Here is a 20,205-nt window from a genome sequence, read left to right on the forward strand (position 1 = left end):
CCATCATTGCAAGCTTGTCACTGCGCTGTCACGCGACCGCGGTAGGCGTATTGCCGATCGTAATCTGCCTGCTCATCAAATTGCGAAAGGCAAATACATGGGCGACCGCGGCGAGGACGGTATTCTCGAGCTGGATAATGTCGGCGTCACCTATCCCGGCGGCGTCACCGCGCTGCGGGCAACCCGGCTTACCTTCCGTCGCGGCGAATTCACCGTGCTGCTCGGCCGTTCCGGGGCCGGAAAATCGACGTTGTTACGCACTGTCAACCATCTGGTCTTGCCGACCACGGGCCGCGTGATCTCGCGCGAGTTCGGCACCCTGGGGCCGGCCCATTCGCTGCGCCAGCACCGGCGCCGCACCGCTTTCGTTTTCCAGCATCATCAGTTGATCGAACGACATGCTGCGCTCGACAATGTGCTGACGGCACGCCTTGGGTTTCACGGGACGATCCGCAGCCTGTTTCCGTTGCCGCGTGCCGACATTGAGCTTGCGCTCCGCTGCCTCGATCGTGTCGGGCTCAGCGATAAGGCTCTCACCCGCGTCGATCAGCTCTCCGGCGGTCAGAAGCAGCGGGTCGGCATTGCGCGCGCGCTGGCGCAGGAGCCAGCGATGATCCTGGCTGACGAGCCGGTCGCCAGTCTTGATCCCGCGACCGCCGAGACCGTGCTCAACCTGCTGCGATCGATCTGCCGGCAGGATGGCATCGCCGCGGTCGTCTCGCTGCACCAGTTGGAATACGCACGACAATTTTCCGACCGCGTCATCGGGCTCGCCGATGCCCAGGTGGTGTTCGACGGATCGGCGACGGAGCTGAATGATGCGCATCTTGGCCGCATCTACGGCGGTCAGGGCCGGCCGCCCGCGATAAACAAGACCGACACGAACGAAGCATCCTTCGCCCCATCCTTCCTCGAACCCAGAATGGAGACGTCGCTGTGAAATACGTACTCGGATTCCTCGTCGGTGTGACGCTTGCCTTCGGGCTGGCGCGTCCGACGGTTGCAGCCGAAGCCGATCCGGCACTGCTGAAGGTGGCCCTGCTGCCGGACGAGAACGCTTCGGAATTGATCAAGCGCAATCAGCCGCTCAAGGATTATCTGGAAAAGGCGCTGGACAAGAAAATCGAGCTCATTGTCACCACCGATTATTCCTCGATGATCGAGGCCATGCGCTTCGGCCGCATCGATATCGCCTATTTCGGGCCGCTCTCCTACGTGCTTGCCAGGAGCAAGAGCGAGATCGAGCCGTTTGCCGCGATGATCTCAGGCGGCAAGCCGACCTATCGGTCCGTCGTGATCGCCAGCGTCAAGTCCGGGGTGACGAGTTTCGCTGACATCAAAGGCAAGAAGATGGTCTACGGCGACCGCGCCTCTACCTCGAGCCACCTGATCCCGAAAACCATGCTGGCGCAGGCGGGCCTGCTGGCCGATCGCGACTACCAGCAGCACTTCGTCGGTTCGCATGACGCCGTCGCTGCAAACGTCGCCAACGGCAACGGGGACGCGGGAGGCCTTTCCGAGGTGATCTGGAACAGTCTCGTCGAGCGCAAGGTGATCGACGCAAGCAAGGTCAAGGTGCTCGGCTACAGCCAGGAATATCCGCAGTATCCCTGGACCATGCGCTCCGATCTGAAGCCCGAACTGAAGGACAAGCTACGCAATGCCTTCCTCACCCTGAAAGATCCCGCAGTGCTGAAGAACTTCAAGGCAGAGGGCTTCGCGCCGATCACGGACAAGGATTACGACGTGATCCGTGAGATGGGCAAGCTGCTGAATCTCGACTTCGCAACGATGTAAGGCGGATCTGAGCACGATGACCGACGTCGCGGTTCCCGGTCGCCCTGACAGCGGCGCGCGAGTTGCGGCATATGGCCAGGCGCGCCTGCGCGCCGTGGTCCATGCCGGCATCGTGCTCGCCGTCGTCGTTGCCGCGGCCTGGTATGTCAATCTCCTCGATTTTGCGACGCTCGCCAACGGCGTGCCCGCGATCCTCACGCTCGCGCGCGAGTCCTTCCCGCCGGACTTCGGCAACGCAATGCGCTGGTGGAAGCCGCTCGTCGATACCCTCGCCATGAGCATCGCCGGCACGGCCGTAGCTGTTCTGCTCTCCTTTCCACTGGCATTTCTCGCTGCGCGCAACACCTCGCCGCATCCGATCGTCTACCATTGTGCGCGGACGCTGTTGAACTCCTTGCGCTCGGTCCCCGAGCTGATCATGGGCATCGTGTTCGTCGCCGCGGTCGGATTTGGTGCGCTTCCGGGCGTGCTGGCACTCGGCCTACATTCGGTCGGCATGGTTGGAAAATTCTTTGCCGAGGCGATTGAACACGTCGACGAGGCGCCGGTCGAAGCGGCGCGGGCGGCCGGCGCGATGCCGTTGCAGGTGCTCTATCACGCCGTACTGCCGCAGGTGTTGCCGCAGTTTGCCGACACCTCGATCTACCGCTGGGAGTACAACTTCCGCGCCTCGACCGTGATGGGGATGGTTGGCGCCGGCGGCATCGGATTCGAACTGATGGGCGCGCTGCGCATCATGCAGTATCGCGAGGTCAGCGCGGTCATGCTGGTGATCCTGGCGATGGTCACAATCGTGGACTGGTTCAGCGGCTATCTGCGCCGCAGCTTCAAATAGGAAGGACCGCAATGGCGCAGATTGTCCTGACTCACAGGGTGCACGAGGAGGTGCTGGAATATCTCGCGCCTTGCGGCGAGCTCGTTGCCAATCAGACAGCCGAGACGCTGCCGCGCGAGGAGGTGACGCGACGAGCGGCGAGCGCGGATGCGATGATGGCGTTCATGCCGGACAAGATCGACGCGGCATTCCTGGCAGCTTGCCCGCGGCTGAAGATCGTTGGCGCTGCGCTGAAGGGCTTTGACAATTTCGATGTGGCCGCCTGCACCGCGCGAGGCGTCTGGCTCACGGTGGTGCCGGACCTTTTGACCGTCCCGACGGCAGAGCTGACGATTGGCCTGCTGATCGGCATCACGCGCCAGATCCGGCAGGGTGACGGCTGGGTCCGCAGCGGCCAGTTTGCTGGATGGCGGCCCGAATTTTATGGACTAGGCATGGCGGGATCGACCATCGGCATTGTCGGGATGGGGGCGATTGGCCAAGCCGTCGCCGATCGGTTGCGTGGCTGGGACGCCCGTATTCTCTACACGGATCGGGCGCGGATCGCATCGGATGCCGAGGCGCGGCTGGGCCTTTCCTGGTGCGAATGCGAAGCGCTGCTGCGGCAGGCCGACGCCATCATCCTCGCGCTGCCGCTCACGGCCGAGACGCAACATCTCGTCAACGCCGAAAGCCTCAAGTTGACGAAGCACGGCACCTTCCTGGTTAATCCATGCCGCGGATCGGTGGTGGACGAAGCCGCAGTCCTGGCCGCGCTGCAGGCCGGCCAACTCGCGGGCTATGCCGCCGATGTGTTCGAGATGGAGGACTGGGCCCGCGCGGATCGTCCAACCAAGATCGCGCCGGCCTTGCTGTCGCGTCCCGACACGCTCTTCACGGCACATATGGGTTCGGCGGTACGGCGCGTCCGGCTCGCGATCGAGTTGCGGGCCGCCGCCAATATCCGCCAGGCTTTGCTGGGGCAACGGCCGGACGACGCCATCAATGATATTGCCGTGCTGAGGGAAACCGCATGTTGAACCTGACCTGGGTGAGAACCTTTCTTGCCTTGGTGGAGTACAAGAGCTTTCAGGCCGCCGCAGATCAATTGCAACTTGCGCAACCGACGGTCTCGCAGCAGATCCGCAAGCTTGAAGAGCAACTCGGTGTGGTTCTTCTAACCCGTCGCCGCTCGGGCTGCGCGCCGACGCCGGCCGCCGCCGCGTTCATCCCCTATGCCGAAAGTCTCATCCGGATCCATCAGAGGGCGGTTGCGGCTGTGCAGCGCGGCGAGCAGCGGATCGGGGCAAGCTCGAACGTCGGAATCTACGTGCTTCAGCCCTATCTGAGGACTTATCTTGACGGGCGAGATCCGGTGTCATTCGACGTTGCGATCGACCGCAACCCGGTAATTGCGCAGAAACTATCGGATTCGGAAATCGACGTGGCCGTGATGGAATGGTGGGACAGGCGGCCGGGCTTCCTTTGGAAGGAATGGCGTCGCGAGCCGCTCGTCGTCATTGTCCGGCCTGCGCACCCCCTGGCTGATCGCCGGGAGATCCACAAGGACGAACTCGCAACGCTTGACCTGCTTGGTGGCGAGCCCGGCACAGGGACCGGCCGTTTGCTTGATGCCTATTTCGGGCCGGGCGAGCCAAGGCCGCGCGTTTCTCAACTGCAACTCGGCAGCACTGAAGCGGTCAAGCAGGCGGTGAAGGCGGGCCTCGGCGTTTCCCTGGTGCTGCGATCGGCCGTCGCCGAGGAGGTCGCCAGCGGCAGCCTGCGAGCGATACCCGTCAGGCCCGAGCTCAACAAGGACATCTTCGTGATCTGGCGCAATACAGGCAGCGCGGCATTTCCTCCCTTCGTATCTCATCTGATCCGCAACGATCTGCCGACGGACCCGGCTGCCTACGACTAGGCGGCGCTGGTCGCGCACAAACAGCGGTTTTTGGCTACCCGCCATGGGCCCATCCCTCGCGCTCACTGCGCCCTAGCCTTCACACACATGACCGACTGTTGCCCAATCGCGTGACTAAAATCGGCGCGACGACCGTAACCTTTTCGAAGCTCGATCGAACCATTCCTATCGATGCCGCGCGATCCGTCGGGCGGCTACGGCGATCGAATTCCGCTACATCGCATTCGCCATCGCGGCGGGGAGCGCCGCAGCGATGTTCTACGTCGGCCTGTATCAGAGCCGTCTGGTCGGTCGCCTCGTCTGCCCGTTCCTCGGCGAGCAGTGCGAGGGCGTCGCCGACGCACCGTTTGCGCGGCCCTTTGGCATTCCGGACGGCTACATCGGAGCCGCCCTGTATATCATGATCCTCAGTCTGTTGCTCGCGCAGCCCGCCCGCTGGGTTTGGATCGCGCCGTCGCCGGCATTCGGCCGCCGTTCATCGACCAGGATCCCAAGACGTCGAAGCTGTTCAACGCCGAGCATAAGCCGCTGGGCTTCGATCTCCAGTCATGGTTGGCCGCCACCGGAACCGTCTCCATCACGGAGAAGGACGGCAAGGTGACGCTCGAGGCGACCTTCAAGAACCTGCAGCCGAACGCGAGCTACAGCCTCTTCGAGAACCATTTCGACACGAAGCCAATCAGCTTCACGCCGATGGACGGCGCCGGGAAGACGAACAGCTTCACCGCGAAGGCCGACGGCACCGGCAGCGTCACCGTGACGCTGCCGAGCATGCCGACCCACAACAACGCCATCCTCGTCATCTACAACAGCGGCGGCCAGCCGCACGGAATGGAGCGCGGCCGCATTGGCGTGGACGCCCATCACCAGATCATCCCGCGGCCGGAGTGATATCAAGCCTCCCGCTTGTGGAAGCGGCCCCGGCCCCCGCGGTCCGCGTCAAAGCGTGGCTGGGCCGGAGCCGTGAAGCGGGCCGTCAAGAAGATCGGAAACAGCCGCAAGCGCGTCGAGAAGCCCCTTGGACGCTGAGGCCGCGTCGTCCGACTCGGGGACTGAACCTACGCCCTGATCGAAAATCGATCGAATGCAGTCAAGGTCTGCAGGCGCGGCTCCACTTCACCAAGGTAAATGTCGGCCTTGAGAAACGCGATTTCGTCGTCGAGCTTGCTTTCGTCGACGTCGACGTACCATGACCTCGGTCTGCCATCGCTGCCGTCGCTCCAACGATAGCCGCGCCGCTTGAGCGCGTCTTTGAGCTCGAACGGCGACTGCTCGGCCCACACTCGCATCTTTTTTTTGCGAGCCTGCTCGAGCAGGATGCCAAGCGCCGGTGCGGCGGCTGTCGGCAGTTCCAACGCAAGGATCTCGAGGAGAGCGTGGCAATCGTCAACCGCCCTGTGAGCCTGGTGAAAGAAACCGGCACCGTTCAGCAGGTAGCCGAGGCGCGAGCCCTCGAAACCGTGCTTTCGCCATTCGATCTCGGTCGCCGAACACCCCCAAGCTTTGCGCTGAAGTGTCGGCCAGTAGCGCTCGGCGAATTTGCGGTCGAATCCGGCATTGTGGGCGATTACGATCACGGCATCTTCTGCGAACGATGATACCGCAACCTCGTCTATCCGATGGCCCGCGACCATCTCGTTCGTGATCCCGGTGAGTGCGATTACATCCGGCGGGATCGGCTCGGACGGCTCGTTGAATGAGGAGAAGACATCCCGGAGCCCTGCGATACGACCGTCGGGTAGGTAGTCGAACTTGACCATTCCGAGCTCGATGATCTCGTCCTTGTGCTGGTCTAGGCCGGTCGTCTCCACGTCGAGCAGGATGGCTGTCTTGGTGCTTTGACCTGTGATCCGAGTGGAAGTCTCGCGGTGAACCAGGCGCCGAAGGACGCGGTAGTCGGCGGATTTGGCCAACCTTTCGGCCATCGCGGCCAAAGTTAAATCAGCTTCGAGCATTTGATTCTTACTGCCCCTCGCATACCTGCGCAGCGGGTTTGGCGACCGCCGTGAATCTATTCCGGATCAAAGCCCGAAATCCAGTTGCGGCTCCGCACCATTTCCGACTTGCAAGGAAGACAGTGACACCCCCAAAAGCCGAACCGGCTTCGGAAAAGGCATGTTATCCTGCAGCAGGCCTATGGCCACTTCGGCGAAGCCATCGCGGTTGGCCACAGCCGAAGAGGCGGATCGGCTGCGCGTGATGATCTCGAAGTCGGCAAACTTCACTTTGAGCGTCACCGTTCGCCCACACGTGCCGGCCGATTCGCAATGTCGCCAGACCTTGTCGATCAGCGGTTCAAGCTCGGCGATCATGGCCTCGGCTTCGGTAAGGTCGGTCGAGAACGTATTCTCCGCGCCGACGGATTTCCGGGTGCGGTTGGCTCGAACAGGCCGTTCGTCGACGCCGCGCGAAATCCAATAGTAGTAGGCGCCCGACTTGCCGAAGTTCGCGTTCATGAACTGCAGCGTCTGGTTGCGCATGTCGAGACCGGTGAATATGCCCAAGGCATTCATCTTAGCGCTCGTTGCGGGGCCTATCCCGTGGAATTTGCCTACAGGAAGCGCCTCCACGAAGGCCGGCCCCATCTCAGGCGAGATGACGAACTGACCATTGGGCTTGCGGTGATCCGAAGCGAGCTTCGCCAGAAATTTGTTGTAGGAGATGCCGGCCGAGGCGTTGAGGCCGGTCTCCGCCTTGATCTTCTCGCGGATGCGCAACGCGATGTCCCTGGCGAGTGGGACGCCTTGAAGATTTTCGGTCACGTCGAGATAGGCCTCGTCGAGCGACAGAGGTTCGATGATCGTTGTGTGCTCGGCGAAGATCTCGCGTATTTGCCGGCTGATCGCCTTGTAGACCTCGAAGCGCGGCCTGACGAAGATCAGGTCGGGACATTGTCGCTTCGCGGTCACCGAGGGTATCGCAGAGCGAACCCCAAAGTTGCGGGCTTCGTAGCTCGCGGCCGCCACGACGCCGCGCTCTGCCGAGCCGCCCACCGCGACCGGCTTTCCACGCAGGTCCGGATTATCGCGCTGTTCCACGGACGCATAGAACGCATCCATGTCGATATGGATGATCTTGCGGTGAGGCGCGTTCGGGTCGCCTTGCTCTGAATCGGACCGGACCATCCCTAGATTATAGACGTTCGCCGTCCAGCCGTCGCAGCTTAGACCACATCCTTGGGCGGACACTCGCGGCAGGCATCGCCGACCGAATCCAAGAGCTCTGTGATCGCATCTGTGGCTTCGTCGGGAGAAATGCCTGCCCGCGGATCCCGACGAGCGATATCATAGGCGCGATCGCGGGCGTGCGCCGGGAACGACGCCGGCGGAAGGATTCATCCCGGCGGGACCGATCTTAATGCTGGCTTCGCGATAGTGGGTGTCACGGTCAGAGGAAGCGTGGGCCGGGGCGGAACACGTGGACAAGCGGCCGGCGCCGGGTCTTCCTTCTCGCCCGTGGCGACGATCCGCGAGCCGCGGTTAGCACAGGGTAGGGATTCGAAATCGCTGGAGCCGCCGCGCATCGAGCGGGCTTGAGCGAGGCGACTGCGAAGCTGGATTCAGCCCGCCTGACTCTGGCCGCCATGGAACAGCAACTGGGATATATTCCAGGCGTCTCGATAGCTCCGGAAGATCGGGCCTAGCTCGAAGAAATCTGGCCCAAAACTGCGGGTTCGCTTATCTGGTCCGCTCATCGCCTCGCGTTTCGTCACGCTGGTCGGCATCAACGCCCTGCTCCGCGCTGCGGAGCCGAGTATTGGCAAGCTCCGAAAGCTCGTTCTTGAGCGCATGCCGGCGGGTTTCGACAGCAGGCATGTCGTTGACGAATTGCCGAATCTGTCGCGCTAGCACCTGATCTGCTGCCAATCCAGAGCGCTGTAGCTCGGCCGCATAGTCGAGATAACGCCGCCGAATCTCGTCCTGACGTGACTTGATCTGTTCGTCCCAAGGATGTTTGGCAGTCCTGCCGCCCCTCACCTCCGAAAGCACCTCCTTGCGAGCAAGCCGATCGACATCGGGTGTGATCTTTCGCTTGCGCAAAGCAAGCACCGCCCCGCGATCGGCCTTTCGAACCCGCCCGCGGGTTCGCCGCGGCGTTGCCTCCGCCGCGATTCCGCGAATTCGGAGTTCGCCAGCAAACCGTTCCCGCCAGGCCTGAAGATCCGCCTTGCGGGGGTTGAGACGCTCGCCGTCATGGCCCAGGGACCGAACGGTCAAGTGCACGTGGGGATGCTTGTCGTCGAGATGCTGGACGAAGACGTAGTCGTGATTGTCTCCGAACGTCTCAATGGCAAATGCCCGGGCTGAATCCTTGACTGCGATGGCGTCGGTGCCAGCCGGCATCGACAGAATAATGTTGATCGAAAGCGATCCATCACGACGGCGCTTGTCGTCGAGACCGGCATCATCCTCCCAGCGTTGCTGCAGGTCTTTCAATCCGGAACGACCCGCCAGTGTCGCGCCCTGCTCTGTTTCCGCATCGAGCTCACCGTTTCGCGTGATGTATGCGAGGTGCGACTTGAGATGCGCCACGCCCTTCGTGCGACCGGTGATCTTGACCATCACCTCTGGTGCTCGGCGCACGATGCGTTCGAGCTTTGCACGCATCGCCGGCGTAAGGCGACCAGGAGCGGCCGACTCCGGGATATCCCACTCGGCCCGCCGTGGGCGCCGATTTGGCGTTTCCCAGACATACGAGATCGGCGGAAGTTCGGACGCTAGTTCGGTTGACCGCGGCGAGTGGCGTCGACTCATCGCCGTCCATCCCAATAATCCGCGTTGCCGTGCAGCGCATTACGTAGTTGCGCGAGCTCCGTTTCAATGACCAGTTTGGCCTCTTGAATTGCGGATAGATCGGGCTCAACCGCCCTGCCCTGCAGCACACTGGTATTTGCGGCACGCGCGATCTGGTTGATGTTGCCGCCGATTCGGTTGAGCTCGCGAACGATCGCGCGAAGCGCGTCATGCTCGTCCGGGGAATGCTGCACGGGTGACGCCAATCGCGAGCGCACCAGCGAAACGATCCAGCCGGTTCGCGTCATTCCACGCTGATGTGAGACTTCCGCGAGCTGCCGCATCTCGCTCTCGCGAAATCGCACCGTCACCTTCTCCGGCCGTCCGACCGGCAACGCCAAGATGCGGGGCGCTGGTGCAGCTAGTGCATCAGCAATGAGACGCCGCAGCAGCGCGGATTTCCCGCCCTGGGTAGCTGCAAGAACTGAGAACGCCGCCGCGACTTCGTCGGGAGACGCGAAGCGAGATCAGAGCCATGCACTCCAATCCCAATCGCGATGTAATACATCGCTGGCGCGAAGCCTATCCTGCACTAGAAAGCAGAAAAACCTACCCCTTGCTGTTGGTTCAAACCAACATTCTTTGTGTTCAGGGCTCGCGACGGCGAAGCGACGGACGCCCCCTGCCCTCTCTGCCAAATTCGGCCCGCGGTCCCTCTTAGACGAGATAACCGCCGCGAGCCCCGATCCGCCGGCAACAAAGGAACCGGACGCACTAACTGACATAGGCGATGTGGACCGCGACTTTCCAGCAGCCTGCGGCCTCTCTACAGCGCTATGGGAAGCGCGTTCGGCCTTCGGCTGCTGCGCTAACGCGCCATCCTTCGAATGGGAAAGTCGCTCTGCCGCCACACACCGGTAGTCTGTCTTCGCGGATACAAGACTGCCAAAGAAGCTCATCTCGACAGGATCTCCTCGATCGTGAGTGCCGAGGCTGGAAACTCTTCTGCTTGCTCCGCACCGTCGACCAACACCACAGCGTGACGGGAGCCTTGCGTCGCAAGCCGATCAACAACAAGCTGTCCAGCCCGGTTCTGATACCGAACCCTGATTGCCAACGATGCTGCCGACCTCGATTGTGAAACGACGCGAGTTTTTGGTGGTTGATCCTCAGTTGCTGCCCCTCGGCCTTTCGCAGCGGCGCGCGGAAGCAGTGCTTCCGGGAGGAGATCGGATCTTTCCGATCGGCGTGGTCCAGCAGGCGGTTCGCTCTGGGCATTGGCGCGGCCGGCCTCAGCGCGCACGTCGCGGGCCAGTTGCCGAGCCTGCGCGTCGGTAAAGCTGTCCTGCATCGCGCATAGCCGTTCGATCTCGTCAGGATGCGTGCGCCAGGCTTGGTAGAGTTCGTAAAGAGCACGGATCGAACTGCCCTCAAGTCGCGCTCGGAGGAATTCCGGCATGCTTTGAACCGATGCGTAGCGTGACACCCAGTCTCTTGGCTTGCCTAGTTTGCGCGAGATATCCGCTTGGGTATCGCCGACGTTCAACCGGTCTGCGATGAACGTCGCGATTTCAGGCGCGCGCAAATCATCGCGCTGGATATTCTCGATCATCTGCGCGTATCGGTCCGGCGAACCGACGCCTTGAACGAATGCGGGCATTTCATGCAGCCCCGCGCGCTGCGCAGCGCGGTACCGGCGCGCACCCATGACGATGACGTAGCGTCCATTCTCATCGGAGCGGCGAAGCGTGATGGGTTGCAGCACGCCATGTTCGCCAATCGATTGTGAGAGCTCCTCCAGTTCCCGTTCGCTGAAGTTACGGCGTGGTTGATCGGGGTCTTCGTCAATGCAATCGATCGCGACCAAAAGCGGCCGCCCGGAGGCTGCGTTAGGGTTTGCGGCGGCGTCGACGAGTTCCCTAAAGCTGAGATCGAGCGTCACTAGTCGTCTCCTGATCAAGCTGTTCTGCGATCCTGGCGAGAACCGCGCGGATTTCCCGACCCGCTTCTTGCGCCGAGCGGCGCTTTAAGCTCCACACCGGCACCCGTTCCGCGACGGCTTCGGCATAGCCGTCTCGTGCAACAATCTGGCCTGGGAACACATACTTGCCCGCTTCGCGCAACAACTGCCCTAGGTGCGTTCGTTGACGAGGCGACTTGGTATTAAAGTTCGAAGGCAGCAGGCCGAGGAATCTCGTGTCCTGGCGACCGTATCGTCGTTGAACACCGATCACGGTCTGCATCAGGCCTTTGACGCCTTTTACCGAATAATCTTCTAGGTAAATCGGCGCCAGCACATGCGAGGCGGCAACCAGGCAAGCGACGCTGCGAAGGCCAAGCGATGGCGGGGTGTCGATCACGCATAAACATCGAACCGTTCGGCGACATCGGCGAGATTCTGCTGCAGGGTCATGACGGCAGCAGCATTGCCGCGATCGATATCCGTCAAGGAGCTGTCGGCCGGCGCCAGCGTGATACCGTTGCTTTCGCCAGCGATAAACCGGGCCGCCGGCTTGAAGAAATCGGCCGCCGAGGTCGTCCCTGCATGCTGCTGGAGCGTGTCGGTCGCGTTGCCCTGCGCATCAACATCGATCATCAGAACCCGGCGGCCAGCCTCCGCCATGAACCAGGCCAGATGCACAGCGAGAGTTGTCTTGCCAACGCCGCCCTTTTGATTGTTGATGACAATCGTTTTCATCGGGCGAACCTTGATGAGACCATCTGAGCCCATTTCATCGATTTTCTCCCACCAATCGTGCGGCACCCGCGGGGCACGATCTTGATGAAACCGGCCTCTTCATCCCGATGTTGGTTTGAACCAACACCCGCTACGAACCAGCGCCTCCCGGATAATCTTGAAAACCCGGCACGAAATCCCCTGCCAGAAGAGTCAGGTCGGCCAAGCCAAAAAGGGCGCCGAGTGCGAAACCGGTTCGCAAGGGTTGAGCAGGCAACATTGCCGTTGTCGGGAGACAACCGAAATCGAATGCGCAGCCGCGCTGCACGTGCCGTGTTGGTTTAAACCAACGTGTTCTGGGGCTGCACCACGTTGCGAAGTCCGTGGAGCGACGAAACAGAAACTAACCCGAAAGACCGGGGAAAGGGCAAGCGCCGCTCGGCATCTGGCCGAAGGCAAAGAATTTTGGCGCCGAGCGCACAAGCCCAATCGGAACCCCGCTGCCGGATAGATCCGGCAAGTAAATTTTCTTCCATTGGTTGACGCCCCATCGACGATCTTAGGTATCCAGCCATGCAACCGGGAGCGACAATTAGAGCCGAGGAAGATGCCGCGATCATCGCTTTCACCGGCTCATGTACGATCGGCAACATCGCCGACCTGCGCTGAAGGACATCGCTACGCCCGCTCGAGCCGAAACCCGACCCAGCCCCGGTCTTCCCATCGCTCAAGCTCGTCGCTTTTCGTGGAGCCGGGAATTAATCTGCGACATCAGGATCGGCCCAAGGGAAAATTCCCCGACCTCCGCTTTCCGCGTCAGCCCGCGCAAGTAGCCGCCAGCAGATCTGATCGCAGTGCCACGCTGCAGAATGCATGCGACGACGACCGTCGCTTGCATTTCACCCAGGACGGTTTGCGCCTCCTCCCAGGCGCTCGGACTGATCCCCAGCATCGATCGCACAACGGCTGCAGTGGCGAGGAAATCGCGCCAGTTCGAAATCCCACCTTTCGCGTAATCGACGATATCCGGGCACGCACTCAGAACCATTCCCAACGGATACGAACTTTCCCCGACTCGCGATGGTTGAGGTTTAGGCTCAGCTCTCGCGGCCCTGCCTTCTTGAAGGCTAGGTTCAAGATCAATAGGGGCATCTGTATTTGAATTCTGTATGTGGCGCTCAGAATGGGACTCATTGGCGCTCGGATTCTTGGATTTGATGTGCGCTTCCAGAAGATTGAGCACGTCGTCAGCAAGTTGCGACAACTCGTCGGCGATCGGCTCGAGCTCCTTGCGCGTCGCAGTGCGCGGAATCTGGGCGACCATTGTGCGGAAGGCGGCATGCACCTCCTGCCAATCGGCGGGCCCCTGCCCTGCCCTTCGCGTTGGGATACCTTCCTCGATGCCAGTTGCAATCATCTTCGCGATGTCGCGCCGGCACAACGTGATCCGTTCACGCACGAGTTTGAGTGCGCGGGCTTCCGCTTCGATATCGGCCGCCAGGCTCTCGAACTCTTCCGAGCGCACGACAAGCGGTGACAGATCGAAGCCGAAGGCGAGCTCGATTTCGCCGGCATCGTCCTTCCGCGCGTAGCGCTTGCCATTTGGACTATCGCGCCGAACGATCAGTCCCGCGTCGACCAGAACAGCCAAGTGGCGTCGCAGCGTCGATGCCGGCATGCCGTGCGCCCGCCGACTGAGCTGATGGTTCGACGGAAATACGATCAGATCATCCTCTCCTGTGAGCGCCGTCTCAGGGTGGAAGGTCAGCAGCGCGTTTAACACCGACAGCGCGCGCTCCGACACACCAAGGCGCGGCCGTGCCGTGCAGATGGCGTGGAAGATCTTCCATTTGTGCACGATCTTTTCGGGAGGACGTTCTGTTGCGATCATTTGGCTTGCCACATGGGCAAGCGTCAACGACCGCCGCCCAAAAGGCGTCGTTGGAGAGTGTGACTGCATGTCTTTGCCTCAGCTGGGCAAAGGAAACCTGCTCGCCGAAACGACGATAAAATCGCGTAGAAACTCTTGACTGCGATTCGCGAAAGTGATTCTCTGTCAGTCGCCAAACTTGAAGAGAAGGGCTTCCGGAACTCCGTTTCGGGGGCCTTTTCTTTTGCCTTGTCTGCTCCTGGTTCGTGTTTACGGGACGAGGCCGTCAGGCCTCGGTAGTTTCCTGGCCGCCGCTCGTCTTGGAAAAGGCGTCGAACAGGGCCGGGAGTTGGTCGACAAGAAATGCCGCGAATGTCGCCGAGACATTCTTGTCGAGGGTAAGCTTCAATTCGCGCTCGGCCTGCCGCACGTGCGCAATCTTGTCGCCGGATGCGGAAAAGACCGGCTTCTCTTGCGGAGCCTTCGATGTCCCCGCAGAAGATGTACGGCTTGCCGCTGTGAATGCTGCGAGAAACCGGGCATCGGTCTCTCGCTCTGCAAATTTCGGTTCAGCGATCGCCGCTCTGACACGTTCGAGCGCCGCGGTATCCTTGATCAATTCAGCGAATGACTGCCAGCGGCCGCGGCCAACTTTCGGAGCCTTCCCGATTGCTTGAACAACTTCGGCTGGAACCGATCGAGCGACAGCAAGGAGTTTCGAGGCCTCTGCCCGATCAATCGACAACGCATCTTGCGCGATTGCTCGGCTATGCCCGGCATCTTCGATATGCATCGCGAACGTAGCGCGCTCAATGAAGCTCAGATCTTCGCGTTGTGCGTTCTCGAGTCCTTGCGCCACGACAAGCGCTTCATCTGACAACGCTCGCAGGATCGCTTTGACCGAAATGCCCAGTTCGCGTGTGGCGCGGACGCGGCGATGACCATACGCACTCTGGTAGCGCCCTTTTGCTTCAGGATGCTCCCGAACGAGAATGGGCACCTCTTGACCACGCTGTGCGATCGACTGCTTAAGTGCCTCGAACGAGCTATCATCCTGGTCGCGAAACCGGTCGGCCAGCGGCGACGGATCGATAAGCGAGGGGTCGATTTCAAGGATCACAGACCCGGATGCAATTTTGTCGCGCAGCTCCTCGTTCTCTTTCTCGACCTCGGAAAAAGAGTCTTTCAGCGAGCGGACTGAGCCCGACGAGACCCGCGGCAACGCACCGGGCATGTTGTCAGCTGACAACGCGTTTGATTGCGGGGCGGTGAAAAGACTCTTGATGGTGTCAGTACGTTTGCTCATCGACCCCACACCTTCTTAAGAAGTTGCGCGATTTCGGCATTGACTGCGTCGACCGATTCCAATGCTCGGTCGTAGGCGCCCCGCCCTACGGCGCCGCGCTCCAGCTCATAAAGTGACTGCTTGGTGAGGCCGGCGTTGGCGATCGCGGTCGATTTCCACACCGTGGCCTGGAGCACATCCGATCCAAAAAGGGTCCGGAGGAGCGCCACGATTTGAGCTTCGGGCACGTCATTGGGATCGTGACGCGTGATGACATACCGGATGAAATCGTGATCGAGGCGGCCGCCAGCTTCCTCGATGACGGACATGAGGTCCGACGTCATGAGGAGAAATTGGCTCATGGATGCGACGTCGACCATCTGAGGATGGATGGTCACGAGCATCGCAGTCGCCGCGTTTAGCGCGCCCATGGTCAGGTAACCAAGCTGGGGTGGGCAGTCGATGACGACGACGTCATAGTCGTCTGCGACCTGATCGATGGCGCTGGCGACACGGCGAAAGAATAGATCATGTCCGCGTTCACGCCGCTCGACCATTGCTCGAGGCGTTGTGTGCTCGAACTCCATAAGCTCGAGATTGCCTGGAACGAGACCTATCCCATCGAAATAGGTCGGCCGAACGACCTCGCGCATTGGCCGGCGGTGTTCGTCATATCGTATGGCGCCGTAGAGGGTTTCGTTCGCCGCGATGTCAAACTCGGGTTGGTACCCGAACATTGCCGACAGCGAAGCTTGCGGATCCAGATCAATCGCGAGGACCCGAAAGCCGGCTAGGGCGAGGTATTGCGAAAGATACAATGCCGTCGTCGTCTTGGCGGAGCCGCCTTTGAAGTTTGCGACGGTGATGATCTGAAGCTTGTCGCCTGGGCGACGGCGCGGAAGAAATTCCAATGCCTCTCGGGCCCGCGCGCCGGCAAGATACCCGCGCAACTCATGAATCTGGGCCAGCGTATAAGATCGGCGTCCACCAAGTCCCGTCGCTGGGGTCGGCCCAAGTCCGTCGAGAGAAAGCTGCCGAAGGTACCCATCAGACACGCCCGCAATTCGCGCAACCTCCCCTGAAGTGAACGACCGGAGCGACTTGCTCGCTGAAGGCGGGAAAAGCGTCGTCGCGAGCGAGCGAAGCTGACCGGACAGAATGCCGGCGTGCCGAGAGATCCGCGCAGAGGCAGTCTCGCTCATAGTCACCGAATCTTCTGCTAAGCTCGTCATCTACCTTCTCAAGACGGTTTCCGCGCGTCTGACGCCTGATATCCGTCTGAGAGAAGGCCACGATTCTATGATTTGAGCAAGAATTAAAGGGTTAACGAGCAGTTAACGCTAGATAGCGTGCTCAACAGCGGACAGCAGCCCTTTAGGCGCATTATCTTGCTGTTGTCAGCTGACAACAATGGCTCCAGCGAGTGGAGTTCGAACCTCTACTATAGCATGAGTCGGCTGTTTCTCATGCCCCCAAAGTCTTCCTTCCGTGCTCGCGGGATGCCGCCACCAAGGGAAGCAGCAGCGCGCAGCCTCAACTGAGGGCTTCCGCTCCCGACCGTGCGCAGCAAACTCCCTCGCCTGAGGGTCGAGCCAATAGTACGCACCGCCGCTCGACGAGAGTTGATCGATTCGAGCGCTAACGGCTCTCTTTCACACCCTCCCAACGGGGTAGATCGCCCGGAGAATCGCGCCTTGCAATGTCGCCTCGCTCCAGCCACTCGACCGAGGTCGCGCCCATGGTCCCGCACGAAGCCCCCTCCCCCGCCTCGTCTGCGGCTCAGGCGCGCAAGTGTTGGATGGTGAGCGGGCATAAAGTCGATTTATGGAGGCGCTAGCGCGCCATCGAGGCGCCGTTCGTCGGAGCCAAAGGTGAGCACCACAAGGTGTCCGCTCGCTGGTCGGACGGACAGGTGTGAGCAGTCGACCCAGCACATTCCGGTCGTCGGCGCTTGCTCTTACGCTGCCCCGGCACACCGAGGTCCGAACGTCAGCCGCGACGCCGACCGCCGGCCAGCGCTGCGAAGGGATTCCTTTCTAGCAATGCAGGGCGGCCAGTTGGTCAATCACTCGTTCCCCGGGGAGCGTGCGATTCGTTAAGTCAAGAAAGGGGCAACGTGCGGTCGGCCCAAAATTTCGATCGGCTCGTCGCGCTGTGTATCGATCTGGCGCCGGGCGGATCTCACTAATGATGCTCTACAAACCTACCGCCTAGCGCTCACATCCTGCTCGGCTACGACGCGCCGCCATCGCCAACCCCACTGGAAACCGAGTGTTGCCGACCGCAAACGCGCTGACGGACCCTGGGCCATCGCAACCGGCGTGGGGATGAAGCCATCACCGTGCACATTTGGAAGAACCACAACCTCGCGGTCGACTACCTCGGTCCGGATCATCAAGAGGATGGTCCGAGGCCTCCTAAAAGCAGCATTTCATTGGCGCAGAAAGGCGGACGAACGAACCCGATCTCGCGGTGGTGGAGCATTGGATCCTGATGGCGTGCGTCCGATCAAGCCGGTCGAGCATGCGGAATGCGCCTCTTGCTATCGTGCCAGATACCAACCTCGGCTACCGCGTTGTTGTCAGCTGACAACAAGGGGATTGCCGACGGAATGTTGTCAGCTGACAACATCCCGCGTCCTGTGAAGTGCGGTCAGACTCTAGTTCGCTGGGGCCAAGTCCCGACCGGTGTCGCATGACGGACCGAGCCCCGCTGAATCCAAACCCAGACAAGGCGCAGGCGAGGGCCGCTACTACAAGATGCTCGGCGGCCGAGGCAGGATCGGCATCAGCCAACACAGCCTTGACGGAAGAAGCCTCAGGAGACGGGGAGGGGAGGTGGTCATAAAGAATTAACCATAGAAATCCACCCCTCGCGCTCCGAGGGTCCGCTGCCTCGCTTCGATATATCGAGCGTCGATCGGCGACCTTCGCACCTTGGACCTGAGCCCGAATTAGCCAAGTCTAGGATGGTCTAGGATGATCTTTGGCTAATCCGGCCAATGAGGCCGCCCCTTCCGTTGGTGTATCCGCAGTGCTATATAGGGATACACCAAGTATTCTAGATTGGCGCTTTATGGCCTTCCACATCAAGAACCCGGAAACCGACGCGCTGGCCCGCAAGGTCGCCGCGCTGAAAAAAATTGGCCTCACAGAGGCGGTTCACGCTGCGCTCGCCCATGAGCTTGAGCGCGAGCAGGGCAAGCCATCTTTGGTCGACCTCGGCATCCAATTCTGCCGGGATCTCCGCGCCAGGGGCAACCCCGCCATGGGCCAACCGGCTGACAAGGCATTTCGCGACACCCTGTACGGGGACGATTGATGTTCATCGACGCCTCGGCGCTAACCGCGCTCCTGACCGACGAGGAGGAGGCGCGGGAGTTATTGGCGCGGCTACAGCAGACCGGAGCTCGCCTGACCTCGCCACTGGCGGTGTGGGAGACGACAGTCGCGGTGGCGCGCGTCCTGAATCTTTCGATCAGCGCCGCAGCTGAGGCGGTCGAGAGCTATCTTGCGCTGATGGAGATTGCCGTGGTCGCGGTGCCTCCAGAGACAGCGCGGATCGCACTCGACGCCTTCGACCGGTTCGGCAAGGGCCGACATCCGGCGAGTCTCAATTTCGGGGACTGTTTTGCCTATGCTTGTGCCCGGCATCTGGGCCAGCCCTTAATGTTCAAGGGCGGCGACTTTCCGCAGACAGATATCGAGGCCGCCTGAGGCGGTGGGCGGCCCTTCGTACCCCGCTAGAGGCGCAAATCAGCGATTCTGAGGCTCCAAGACGTTCGGAGATCCAGGCGCTCCGACGTAAGAGGCTCGCCGGTGCCGACGATATACACCTGCCCCCGATAAGCCGACGGTTCGGCCCGCTATGACGGAACCTAAAGCCGTGTTAGCTTCCGTTATGCAGCTTCTTTTAAGGTTATCAAGACCTTGCTATCTCGCTACAAATTCCCCGATCCGGTGCCCTGGGCCCAGCTCGCCGGGCCGCTCGCCGCGGCCGAGGATGCCGTCGCCCGCCTCGACGAGCGGCTGGCCAAAAGCCCAATTCGGGATGGCGCGATTAGCCGGATGCACTTCACTGATGCCTGCGCCAGTCTGTGGCTCGACGGCGAACTTGTCCACCTCGACGACCTCGTACTCCACGACGCCGGCATGGACGTCCGCGCCCCCACACACGAGCTGACCCGGGCTCATGTGGTGCTTCGCGCCCGTCGGCGCATCGCCGAGGCAAAGCCGGATTGGGCGCTGTCAGCAACCGGGCTCGCTGGCCTCCGTGGCCGGGGCCCACGCGAAGAGGAGAAGGGCAACCGGAAGGAAGAGGGGGAAGGGTTTGGGGCCGACGAGGACGTGGAGCGGGAGGGGGTGGGTCTCGAAGGGCCGCTTGGTGCCATCAACACCGATCCTCATCTGGCCGCGGCCTTCGCCGCGGTCGACGCCGCGAACGCCAGGGCGGAGCGCACGCTCGCCGATAAGATTCGCTCGCGGCCGGAGCGGGATCCCCTCATTTACGATCGCGACTGGGACGAGGAGGGTCGGTTGGATGATTGGCGCGCCATGGTCGACCAGACCCGTGGTTTGCCGCCGACCCTGGCGGCGGCGATCGCAGCGGACGCCTGGCGTGCCATTGAACCGCTCGAGCACACGCCTTGGCTCGGCCACCTGCTTGCCGCGGCGCTGTTGCGCGACCGCGGCAAAGCGCGCTGGCATCTACCGTGTCTGCATGCCGGGTTAAAGAGCATTCCGCTTGAGCGCCGGCGGCCCCGCGACGTTGCGGCGCGGCTCTGCGTGCAGCTCGAGGCGATGACGGCCGCCGCCGAGGCCGGCCGCAACGATCACGACCGCTGGCTGATGACCAAAAACCTGCTCGCTCGCAAGCTCGCCGGTCATCGCGCCACTTCAAAACTGCCGGCTCTCCTCGATTACGTGCTGACGCGGCCGATCGTCTCGGCCGGTATGATCGCGGCCGAGCTCGGGGTCACACCCCGTGCGGCCCAAAATCTTGTCGCCGAACTCGGCTTGCGAGAGGCGACCGGGCGGGGACGCTATCGCGCGTGGGGTATCCTGTAGCTTCGCCGCGTCAGTGCGGCGCTCCGCCATGCAGCAAATCCC

Annotated in this window: 19 protein-coding genes and 1 pseudogene; 10 read left to right on the forward strand and 10 right to left on the reverse strand. The window is 61.6% G+C overall.

Going from position 1 to position 20,205, the window contains the following annotated elements:
- Positions 1-97: 97 nt before the first annotated feature.
- The 7 genes and pseudogenes from phnC to J6497_RS28530 all read left to right on the forward strand — a co-directional run bounded on the left by phnC (position 98) and on the right by J6497_RS28530 (position 5,423).
- Positions 98-940: a phosphonate ABC transporter ATP-binding protein gene (phnC, locus tag J6497_RS28500; RefSeq protein WP_225707588.1), complete on the forward strand. Its 843-nt coding sequence runs from the start codon at positions 98-100 to the stop codon at positions 938-940.
- Entirely contained in the window at positions 937-1,797 is an 861-nt protein-coding gene (phnD, locus tag J6497_RS28505) for a phosphate/phosphite/phosphonate ABC transporter substrate-binding protein (protein WP_225707589.1), read from the forward strand. Before phnC ends, phnD begins: the two co-directional genes overlap by 4 nt.
- Positions 1,798-1,813: 16 nt before the next feature.
- The gene (gene phnE, locus J6497_RS28510; protein WP_225707590.1) at positions 1,814-2,632 is read left to right on the forward strand and encodes a phosphonate ABC transporter, permease protein PhnE; all 819 of its coding nucleotides are present in this window, start codon (positions 1,814-1,816) and stop codon (positions 2,630-2,632) included.
- 11 nt (positions 2,633-2,643) lie between these two features.
- Positions 2,644-3,651 carry a phosphonate dehydrogenase gene (locus J6497_RS28515; RefSeq protein ID WP_225707591.1) on the forward strand — a complete coding sequence of 336 codons (1,008 nt, stop codon included), beginning with the start codon at positions 2,644-2,646 and terminating at the stop codon, positions 3,649-3,651.
- Complete coding sequence (locus J6497_RS28520) at positions 3,645-4,532, forward strand: LysR family transcriptional regulator (protein ID WP_225707592.1); 888 nt, start codon at positions 3,645-3,647, stop codon at positions 4,530-4,532. The genes J6497_RS28515 and J6497_RS28520 overlap by 7 nt, the downstream gene beginning before the upstream one ends.
- 253 nt (positions 4,533-4,785) lie before the next feature.
- Positions 4,786-4,920, forward strand: a pseudogene (locus tag J6497_RS42090) (hypothetical protein); the annotation flags it as partial.
- 53 nt (positions 4,921-4,973) lie between these two features.
- Positions 4,974-5,423: a hypothetical protein gene (locus tag J6497_RS28530; RefSeq protein ID WP_225707593.1), complete on the forward strand. Its 450-nt coding sequence runs from the start codon at positions 4,974-4,976 to the stop codon at positions 5,421-5,423.
- A gap of 167 nt (positions 5,424-5,590) precedes the next feature.
- On the opposite strand, the gene J6497_RS28535 is transcribed toward J6497_RS28530, so the two are convergent.
- The 10 genes from J6497_RS28535 to repA all read right to left on the reverse strand — a co-directional run bounded on the left by J6497_RS28535 (position 5,591) and on the right by repA (position 16,329).
- Positions 5,591-6,487 (reverse strand): 3'-5' exonuclease, encoded by an 897-nt coding sequence (locus J6497_RS28535; RefSeq protein WP_225707594.1) that lies wholly within the window; start codon positions 6,485-6,487, stop codon positions 5,591-5,593.
- Between the two features lie 66 nt (positions 6,488-6,553).
- A complete protein-coding gene (gene dinB / locus J6497_RS28540; RefSeq protein ID WP_225707595.1) occupies positions 6,554-7,657 on the reverse strand; it encodes a DNA polymerase IV in 1,104 nt (367 codons plus the stop codon).
- Positions 7,658-8,209: 552 nt separating this feature from the next.
- The gene (locus tag J6497_RS28545; RefSeq protein WP_225707596.1) at positions 8,210-9,115 is read right to left on the reverse strand and encodes a relaxase/mobilization nuclease domain-containing protein; all 906 of its coding nucleotides are present in this window, start codon (positions 9,113-9,115) and stop codon (positions 8,210-8,212) included.
- A gap of 167 nt (positions 9,116-9,282) precedes the next feature.
- On the reverse strand, positions 9,283-9,666 hold the full coding sequence (locus J6497_RS28550; RefSeq protein ID WP_225707597.1) for a plasmid mobilization protein: 384 nt from the start codon (positions 9,664-9,666) through the stop codon (positions 9,283-9,285).
- Between the two features lie 554 nt (positions 9,667-10,220).
- Positions 10,221-11,207 carry a ParB/RepB/Spo0J family partition protein gene (locus J6497_RS28555; protein WP_225707598.1) on the reverse strand — a complete coding sequence of 329 codons (987 nt, stop codon included), beginning with the start codon at positions 11,205-11,207 and terminating at the stop codon, positions 10,221-10,223.
- Positions 11,185-11,625, reverse strand: a complete 441-nt coding sequence (locus J6497_RS41300; protein WP_312010376.1) for a ParA family protein — start codon at positions 11,623-11,625, stop codon at positions 11,185-11,187. Before J6497_RS41300 ends, J6497_RS28555 begins: the two co-directional genes overlap by 23 nt.
- On the reverse strand, positions 11,622-12,029 hold the full coding sequence (locus J6497_RS41305; protein ID WP_312010377.1) for a ParA family protein: 408 nt from the start codon (positions 12,027-12,029) through the stop codon (positions 11,622-11,624). Before J6497_RS41305 ends, J6497_RS41300 begins: the two co-directional genes overlap by 4 nt.
- Positions 12,030-12,669: 640 nt before the next feature.
- Positions 12,670-13,902 carry a plasmid replication protein RepC gene (gene repC, locus J6497_RS28565; protein WP_225707599.1) on the reverse strand — a complete coding sequence of 411 codons (1,233 nt, stop codon included), beginning with the start codon at positions 13,900-13,902 and terminating at the stop codon, positions 12,670-12,672.
- A gap of 196 nt (positions 13,903-14,098) precedes the next feature.
- Complete coding sequence (gene repB, locus J6497_RS28570) at positions 14,099-15,118, reverse strand: plasmid partitioning protein RepB (protein WP_225707600.1); 1,020 nt, start codon at positions 15,116-15,118, stop codon at positions 14,099-14,101.
- Positions 15,115-16,329 (reverse strand): plasmid partitioning protein RepA, encoded by a 1,215-nt coding sequence (gene repA / locus J6497_RS28575; protein ID WP_225707601.1) that lies wholly within the window; start codon positions 16,327-16,329, stop codon positions 15,115-15,117. The genes repB and repA overlap by 4 nt, the downstream gene beginning before the upstream one ends.
- A 1,843-nt stretch (positions 16,330-18,172) precedes the next feature.
- Here repA and J6497_RS28580 point away from each other — a divergent pair.
- From J6497_RS28580 to J6497_RS28590, 3 genes are all read left to right on the forward strand, one after another.
- A complete protein-coding gene (locus J6497_RS28580; protein WP_225707602.1) occupies positions 18,173-18,418 on the forward strand; it encodes a type II toxin-antitoxin system VapB family antitoxin in 246 nt (81 codons plus the stop codon).
- On the forward strand, positions 18,418-18,813 hold the full coding sequence (locus J6497_RS28585; protein WP_225707603.1) for a type II toxin-antitoxin system VapC family toxin: 396 nt from the start codon (positions 18,418-18,420) through the stop codon (positions 18,811-18,813). The genes J6497_RS28580 and J6497_RS28585 overlap by 1 nt, the downstream gene beginning before the upstream one ends.
- 213 nt (positions 18,814-19,026) lie before the next feature.
- Positions 19,027-20,163 (forward strand): RHE_PE00001 family protein, encoded by a 1,137-nt coding sequence (locus tag J6497_RS28590; protein WP_225707604.1) that lies wholly within the window; start codon positions 19,027-19,029, stop codon positions 20,161-20,163.
- The last annotated feature ends 42 nt before the right edge of the window (positions 20,164-20,205 follow it).

Origin of the sequence: Bradyrhizobium cenepequi (genome assembly GCF_020329485.1) — a bacterium.
Taxonomy (GTDB): domain Bacteria; phylum Pseudomonadota; class Alphaproteobacteria; order Rhizobiales; family Xanthobacteraceae; genus Bradyrhizobium; species Bradyrhizobium cenepequi.

What these genes read in the sequence shown, in the direction of transcription:
- J6497_RS28520 (WP_225707592.1), top strand. Translation starts at nt 3,645, where the DNA reads ATGTTGAACCTGACCTGGGTGAGAACCTTTCTTGCCTTGGTGGAGTAC.
- dinB (WP_225707595.1), bottom strand. Translation starts at nt 7,657, where the DNA reads ATGGTCCGGTCCGATTCAGAGCAAGGCGACCCGAACGCGCCTCACCGC.
- J6497_RS28585 (WP_225707603.1), top strand. Translation starts at nt 18,418, where the DNA reads ATGTTCATCGACGCCTCGGCGCTAACCGCGCTCCTGACCGACGAGGAG.
- repA (WP_225707601.1), bottom strand. Translation starts at nt 16,329, where the DNA reads ATGACGAGCTTAGCAGAAGATTCGGTGACTATGAGCGAGACTGCCTCT.
- repC (WP_225707599.1), bottom strand. Translation starts at nt 13,902, where the DNA reads ATGCAGTCACACTCTCCAACGACGCCTTTTGGGCGGCGGTCGTTGACG.
- phnC (WP_225707588.1), top strand. Translation starts at nt 98, where the DNA reads ATGGGCGACCGCGGCGAGGACGGTATTCTCGAGCTGGATAATGTCGGC.
- J6497_RS28515 (WP_225707591.1), top strand. Translation starts at nt 2,644, where the DNA reads ATGGCGCAGATTGTCCTGACTCACAGGGTGCACGAGGAGGTGCTGGAA.
- repB (WP_225707600.1), bottom strand. Translation starts at nt 15,118, where the DNA reads ATGAGCAAACGTACTGACACCATCAAGAGTCTTTTCACCGCCCCGCAA.
- J6497_RS28580 (WP_225707602.1), top strand. Translation starts at nt 18,173, where the DNA reads ATGGCCTTCCACATCAAGAACCCGGAAACCGACGCGCTGGCCCGCAAG.
- phnE (WP_225707590.1), top strand. Translation starts at nt 1,814, where the DNA reads ATGACCGACGTCGCGGTTCCCGGTCGCCCTGACAGCGGCGCGCGAGTT.
- J6497_RS28535 (WP_225707594.1), bottom strand. Translation starts at nt 6,487, where the DNA reads ATGCTCGAAGCTGATTTAACTTTGGCCGCGATGGCCGAAAGGTTGGCC.